This is a genomic window from Actinoplanes sp. NPDC051633 (assembly GCF_040681735.1).
Classification (GTDB): domain Bacteria; phylum Actinomycetota; class Actinomycetes; order Mycobacteriales; family Micromonosporaceae; genus Actinoplanes.
In genome coordinates this window covers 1-6531 of record NZ_JBFAZH010000365.1, presented here as the reverse complement: position 1 = coordinate 6531, position 6531 = coordinate 1, and the positions used below count along the sequence as shown (strand labels likewise).

The 6531-nt window shown below is 71.1% G+C and carries 6 protein-coding genes; all 6 read right to left on the bottom strand.

Annotated elements, in window-relative coordinates:
* The coding region (gene pgk, locus AB0M20_RS20670) for a phosphoglycerate kinase (RefSeq protein ID WP_364300395.1) at positions 1-229 on the bottom strand (229 nt) is incomplete at its 3' end.
* The gene (gene gap / locus AB0M20_RS20665; protein ID WP_364300387.1) at positions 226-1221 is read right to left on the bottom strand and encodes a type I glyceraldehyde-3-phosphate dehydrogenase; all 996 of its coding nucleotides are present in this window, start codon (positions 1219-1221) and stop codon (positions 226-228) included. The genes pgk and gap, both read right to left, overlap by 4 nt.
* Positions 1222-1371: 150 nt before the next feature.
* Positions 1372-2352, bottom strand: a complete 981-nt coding sequence (whiA, locus tag AB0M20_RS20660; protein ID WP_364300393.1) for a DNA-binding protein WhiA — start codon at positions 2350-2352, stop codon at positions 1372-1374.
* A 56-nt stretch (positions 2353-2408) separates the two neighbouring features.
* Positions 2409-3410 (bottom strand): uridine diphosphate-N-acetylglucosamine-binding protein YvcK, encoded by a 1002-nt coding sequence (gene yvcK, locus AB0M20_RS20655; RefSeq protein ID WP_364300391.1) that lies wholly within the window; start codon positions 3408-3410, stop codon positions 2409-2411.
* Between the two features lie 29 nt (positions 3411-3439).
* A complete protein-coding gene (rapZ, locus tag AB0M20_RS20650; RefSeq protein WP_364300389.1) occupies positions 3440-4348 on the bottom strand; it encodes an RNase adapter RapZ in 909 nt (302 codons plus the stop codon).
* A gap of 124 nt (positions 4349-4472) precedes the next feature.
* Positions 4473-6531 (bottom strand): excinuclease ABC subunit UvrC (gene uvrC / locus AB0M20_RS20645; protein WP_364300385.1); only part of this gene is annotated, 2059 nt, incomplete at its 5' end.

The following is a 6531-nucleotide window of genomic DNA, read 5'->3' as shown; positions in this document are numbered from 1 at the left end:
ATTTCGGGTCCGGCGCGCCCTTGGGCCGGCCGAGGTGCGAGCACACGATCACCTTGGCGCCGGCGTCGCGCAGCGCGACGATCGTCGGCAGCACCGCGCGGATGCGGCCGTCGTCGCTGATGACCGAGCTGTCGTTCTTGTCGAAGGGGACGTTCAGGTCGGCGCGCAGCAGCACCCGCCGGCCCGAGACACCCTCGCCGAGCAGGTCGTCGAGAGTCTTCAACGTCAGCCGACCAGCTTCACCAGGTCGACGAGGCGGTTCGAGTAGCCCCACTCGTTGTCGTACCAGCCGACGACCTTGACCTGGTCGCCGATCACCTTGGTGAGGCCGGCGTCGAAGATGCAGGACGACGGGTCGGTGACGATGTCGCTGGAGACGATCTCGTCCTCGGTGTAGGTCAGGTAGCCCTTCAGCGCACCCTCGGCGGCGGCCTTGACCGCGGCGTTGACCTCGTCGACCGAGGTCTCGCGGGACGCGGTGAAGGTGAGGTCGGTGGCCGAGCCGGTCGGGATCGGCACGCGCATCGCGAAGCCGTCGAGCTTGCCCTTGAGCTCGGGCATGACCAGGCCGATCGCCTTGGCGGCGCCGGTCGAGGTCGGCACGACGTTGAGCGCGGCGGCGCGGGCGCGGCGCAGGTCCTTGTGCGGGCCGTCCTGCAGGTTCTGGTCCTGCGTGTACGCGTGGATCGTGGTCATCAGACCCTTCTCGATCCCGATCGCGTCGTGCAGCGCCTTGGCCATCGGGGCCAGGCAGTTCGTGGTGCAGGAGGCGTTGGAGATGACCGTGTGCTTCGCGGCGTCGTAGAGGTTGTCGTTGACGCCCATCACGATCGTGATGTCCTCGTTCTTGGCCGGCGCCGAGATGATGACCTTCTTCGCGCCGTTGTCGGCGTGCACCTTGGCCTTGGTGGCGTCGGTGAAGAAGCCGGTCGACTCGATGACCACGTCGGCGCCGACGTCCGACCACTTGAGGTTGGCCGGGTCACGGTCCGCGAACGCCTTGAAGGTCTTGCCGCCGACGGTGATCTCGTCGGCCGTGGCCTTCACCTCGTGCGGCAGGCGACCCAGGATCGAGTCGTACTTCAGCAGGTGTGCCAGCGTGGCGTTGTCGGTCAGGTCGTTAACGGCGACGACCTCGATGTCCGCGCCGGACGCGAGCACGGCCCGGAAGAAGTTGCGGCCGATACGGCCGAAGCCGTTGATGCCAACCCGGATGGTCACAGGATCTCCTCGTACTAGGCCGACCTGTCATCTCCTCGGCCGGCGAGTTTCGTGTGGCCGCCGCGGCCGCCCCCCGTGAACGAGTCGGAGCAGCGCGGTCCATGCCATGTGCCCGGCACCATCGCCGTCGCACATACCTTATCCGGGCCGCTAGACGACCATCATGTCCGGGGTCACAGCCGCCTCGGTGTCCGGAATGCCCAGGTCACGGGCCCGCTTGTCGGCCAGGGCGAGCAGACGCCTTATACGTCCGGCGATCGCATCCTTGGTCAGCGGCGGGTCGGCCAGGGCGCCCAGCTCCTCGAGCGAGGCCTGCCGGTGCTCCAGGCGCAGCCGGCCGGCGCTGGTCAGGTGGTTGGGCGCCTCGTCGGCGAGGATTTCCAGCGCGCGGGTGACCCGGGCCGCCGCGGCCACCGCCGCGCGGGCCGAGCGGCGCAGGTTCGCGTCGTCGAAGTTCGCCAGCCGGTTGGCCGTCGCACGCACCTCGCGGCGGACCCGGCGCTCCTCCCAGGCCAGCACGCTGCCGTGCGCGCCGATGCGGGTGAGCAGGGCGGAGATCGCGTCGCCGTCCTTGATCACCACGCGGTCCACGCCGCGCACCTCGCGCTCCTTGGCGGTGATGCCGAGGCGGCGGGCGGCGCCGCGCAGGGCCAGCGCGGCCTCCGGGCCGGGGCAGGTGATCTCCAGTGCGCTGGACCGGCCGGGCTCGGTGAGCAAGCCGTGCGCCATGAAGGCACCGCGCCAAGCGGCCACCGCGCAGCACACGTTGGCCGAGACCACGTGCGGCGGCAGGCCACGGACCGGCCGGCCGCGGACGTCCAGCAGGCCGGTCTGCCGGGCCAGCGCCTCGCCGTCCTTGACGATCCGGACGATGTAGTGGCTGCCCTTGCGCAGGCCGCCGGAGGCGAGCACGTGCACCTCGCTCGGGTAGCCGTACACGTCGGCGATCTCCCGCCGCAGCCGCCGGGCGACCGCGCCGGTGTCCAACTCGGCCTCGACCACGACGCGGCCGGAGACGATGTGCAGTCCGCCCGCGAAGCGCAGCAGGGCGGCCATCTCCGCCCGCCGGCAGCAGGGCTTGGGTACGTCGACCCGGCTCAGCTCGTCCTTGACTGCTGCCGTCATCGCCATCGTCTTCGTCACCTCATGCGCCGGATCTTGAACTACGTGTGTCGTACGCCAGATGCTTAACGAGCGGCACCCAGGACAGGCACCAGTGCAACGCCCAACGACTCAGGATCATGCCTCGGGCTGCCGTCCGCAACGGCCAGTGGTGCCAACACGAGCCGTGCACCGAGCCGTTCCGCGGCGTGATGCACCGGTTCGGGTTCACCCACCCATTTCGCGTCGGCCAGCACCACGTCGGCGCGCAGCTCCGGCAGATATCGGTGCAGCTCCCCCAGATGGTCGGCGACCGACATGCCGAGCGTCTCGTTGTCCGGCGCCAGGTTGAGCGTGATGAGCCGGCGGGCCGGGCTGTCCACGATCGCCCGGGCCAGCTCCGGCGCCATCAGGTGCGGCAGGACACTGGTGTACCAGCTGCCGGGACCGAAGATCAGCCAGTCCGCCTCGGCGATCGCAGCGAGGGCCGGCCGGCACGCGGGCGGTGCGGCCGGCACCAGGCGGACCGCCTCGACGTGCCCCGTCGTGATCGCGACTTGATGCTGACCGCGAACGACCACCGTCTCCTCCGGCCGGGACGGGTCACCGCCGCGGACGTCGGCCTCGATGCCGATCGCGCGCCGGGCCATCGGCAGCACCCGGCCGTGCGCGCCGAGCATCGCGGCGGCATGGTCGAGCGCCTCGACCGGGTCGCCCAGCAGCTCCATCAGCCCGAGCAGCAGCAGATTGCCGACCGCGTGGCCGGTCAGTGGATCCGGGTCGCCGTCGCCGATCGCCTGGAAGCGGTGCTGCAGCAGGGCGGCGGTGCGCTGGGCCTTCTCGTCGCCGGAGGCCAGCGCGGCGAGCGCCTGGCGCAGGTCGCCGGGCGGCAGCTGCGCGTCCCGCTCGCGGCGCAGCCGGCCGCTGGACCCGCCGTCGTCGCCCACCGTCACGACGGCGGTGATGTCCAGCTCGAGCTCCGGCTCGCACTGGCGCAGCCCGCGCAGGGAGGCGCTCAACCCGTGCCCGCCGCCGAACGCCACCACCCGCAGACGCGGATGCGCCGGATCCCTGGGGATCCAGGCCATGCGGTCGCCGCCCGTCACTCCCGCGCTCCTCACTCACGTCCCAAGTCGCGGTGCGACGTGTGTGCGGACAGCCGGATGTCGCGCAGCTTGTTGGTCAACTCCTCGGCGATGGCGACGCTGCGGTGCTTGCCGCCGGTGCAGCCCACCGCCACGGTCAGGTAACGCTTGCCCTCACGCTCGAAGCCGGGTGCGGTGGCCGCGATCAGTTCGGCGTAGGTCCCCACGAAGTTCGACGCGCCCTCCTGGCCCAGCACGTAGCCGCTGACCGCCTCCTCCAGGCCGGTGTGGTCACGCAGCTCCGGCACCCAGAACGGGTTCGGCAGGAAGCGGGCGTCCATCACGTAGTCGGCGTCGGGCGGCAGGCCGTACTTGAAACCGAAGGACAGCACGGTGATCCGCAGCTTGCGGGCATCCTCGCCGCCGAACAGCTCCTCCACCCGGCGGCGCAGCTGATTGACGTTGAGGTGGCTGGTGTCGATGATCACATCGGCCTGCTCGCGGGCCTCCTCCAGCAGCTTGCGCTCGGCGGCGATGCCGTCGGCCAGCCGCCCGTCGCCCTGCAGCGGGTGCGAGCGCCGCACCGACTCGAAGCGGCGGATCAGCACCTCGTCGTCGGCGTCCACGAACACCACACGCGGCGAGAACCCGCGGTCCTTCAACGCACGCACCGCACCGGCCAGGTCGGTGGAGAACGCGCGGCTGCGCACATCCAGCACCATCGCCGTGCGCCGGGCTGCGCCGCCGGCCTGGAAGGCGAGCTGTGCCATGTCGAGCATCAACGCCTGCGGCAGGTTGTCCACGACGTAGAAGCCGACGTTCTCCAGCGCGCGGGCGACCGTGCTCCGGCCACCGCCGGACAACCCGGTGACCACCACCAGGTCGGTGTCCTCCTCGGCCAGAGTCTCGTCCGACAGATCCGCCACGCACGCCTCCTGCATCACTCGCCCGCCCACACGGGCGGACACAACATCTTATGGCCAGTCCGAACGGCGCCCGCCGGAGACGCCGAAGTCGGCCGGCCCGTGCCCGGCCGGTGGATCCCGGCCGGTGAATCTCTGTCGACTATCCGATCGGACGCGCCGGCTTGGCGCCGCGGTTGCGGTTGGCGCCCGCCTTGGTCCGCCCGGCCCCACCGGCCGGGACGGCTGCTTCCTCCTGCTCCCCCGCCGGCTCCTCCTTGGGCGCGGGCGCCAGCGCGGCGAGCACGGCCTCGGCGGTGCGCCGGCCGATCCCGGGAACCTCGGCGATCTGCTCCGGCGTGGCCTGCCCCAGCCGTTTCAGCGAACCGAACTGCCGCAACAGTGCCTTGCGCCGCGTCTCCCCCAGCCCCGGGATGTTGTCCAGGGCGGAGGCCGTCATCCGCTTGGACCGCCGCTGCCGGTGGAATGTGATGGCGAAGCGGTGCGCCTCGTCACGGACCCGCTGCAGCAGGTAGAGCGCCTCGGAGGTGCGCGGCAGGATCACCGGGAAGTCGTCGCCCGGCAGCCAGACCTCCTCGAGCCGCTTGGCCAGCCCGCACAGCGCGACGTCGGTGATGCCCATGTCGGACAGAACGGCCGCCACCGCGTTGACCTGGGGCTGGCCACCGTCCACGACGACCAGCTGCGGCGGGTACGCGAACCGCCGCGGCCTGCCGGTCAGCGGGTCGATGCCGGGCAGCTCCTTGGTGTCACCGGCCTCGCCGGGCTCGCCGGGCTCAACGGGCTCGTCGGCGGGCTCGTCGGCGGGCTCGTCGACGGGCTCGATCGGGGCCGGCCCGGCCTCCGCCTTGTACCGCGCGAACCGGCGGCGCATCACCTCGCTCATCGCCGCCAGGTCGTCGGTGCCGCTGCCGTCCGCGTTGCCCCGCACCGCGAACCGCCTGTACTCGCTCTTGCGCGGCAGGCCGTCCTCGAAGACGACCATGCTGGCCACCACGTCGGTGCCCTGGATCTGCGACACGTCGAAGCACTCGATCCGCAGCGGCGCCGTCTCCATGCCCAGGGCGTCGGCGATCTCGTCGAGCGCCTTGCTGCGCGTGGTCAGGTCGCCGGCCCGGCGCAACTTGTGCCGGGCCAGGGACTCGCCGGCGTTGCGCGACACCGTCTCCATCAGCGACCGCTTGTCACCGCGCTGCGGCACCCGCAGGCGCACCGGGCCGCCGCGCTTGTCGCCGAGCCACTCGGCCAGCGCCGCGGAGTCCTCGGGCAGCTCCGGGACGAGCAGCTCCCGGGGCACGTCGCCGCCCTGCTCGTCGCCATACATCCGGACGCAGAAGTGGTGCACCAGGTCACCGGTGGTGAGATCCTCCACCTTCTCCACCACCCAGCCGCGCTGACCGCGGATGCGGCCGTCGCGGACGTGGAAGACCTGCACCGCAGCCTCCAGCGGATCCTCCGCGAAGGCCACCACGTCGGCGTCGGTGCCGTCGCCGAACACCACCGTCTGCTTCTCCATTGCCCGGCGCAGGGCCGCGATGTCGTCGCGCAACCGGGCGGCGTGCTCGAAGTTGAGCTGCTCGGAGGCGTTGAGCATCTCGTGCTCGAGCCGCTTGACGAACGTGTCGGTCTTGCCCGCCATGAAGTCGCAGAAGTCCAGCACGATGTTGCGGTGCTCGTCGGCGCTCACCGACCCGACGCAGGGCGCCGAACACTTGCCGATGTAGCCGAGCAGGCACGGCCGGCCGATCTGCCCGGCGCGCTTGAAGACACCGGCCGAGCAGGTGCGCGCCGGGAAGACGCGGAGCAGCAGGTCGAGGGTCTCGCGGATGGCCCACGCGTGCGAATACGGCCCGAAATACCGCACGCCCTTCTTCTTCGCGCCCCGCATCACCTGCAGGCGCGGATACTCCTCGTTCAGGGTCACGGCCAGGAACGGATACGACTTGTCGTCGCGGTACTTGACGTTGAACCGCGGGTCGAACTCCTTGATCCAGGTGTACTCCAGCTGGAGCGCCTCGACCTCGCTGCCGACCGTCACCCAGTCGACCGCCCCCGCGGTGGTGACCATCTGCTGTGTGCGCGCGTGCAACGACCAGGTGTCGGCGAAGTACGAATTGAGCCGGCTCCGCAGACTTTTCGCCTTGCCGACGTAGATCACCCGGCCCTGGGGATCGCGGAAGCGATAGACACCGGGGGCGTCG